We start from the raw sequence: 427 nt of genomic DNA on the forward strand, positions 1-427 counted from the left end.
CGGGAACTCAAAGGAGACTGCCAGTGATAAACTGGAGGAAGGTGGGGATGACGTCAAGTCATCATGGCCCTTACGAGTAGGGCTACACACGTGCTACAATGGCATATACAAAGAGAAGCGACCTCGCGAGAGCAAGCGGACCTCATAAAGTATGTCGTAGTCCGGATTGGAGTCTGCAACTCGACTCCATGAAGTCGGAATCGCTAGTAATCGTAGATCAGAATGCTACGGTGAATACGTTCCCGGGCCTTGTACACACCGCCCGTCACACCATGGGAGTGGGTTGCAAAAGAAGTAGGTAGCTTAACCTTCGGGAGGGCGCTTACCACTTTGTGATTCATGACTGGGGTGAAGTCGTAACAAGGTAACCGTAGGGGAACCTGCGGTTGGATCACCTCCTTACCTTAAAGAACCTGCCTTTGTAGTG

General features: G+C 51.3%; 1 rRNA gene. It reads left to right on the forward strand.

Annotated elements, in window-relative coordinates:
* A 16S ribosomal RNA gene (locus tag PGR09_RS24520) occupies positions 1–402 on the forward strand; the annotation flags it as partial.
* Positions 403–427 lie beyond the last annotated feature (25 nt).

This window comes from Klebsiella sp. 141251 (assembly GCF_050600725.1).
Lineage (GTDB): Bacteria > Pseudomonadota > Gammaproteobacteria > Enterobacterales > Enterobacteriaceae > Klebsiella > Klebsiella aerogenes.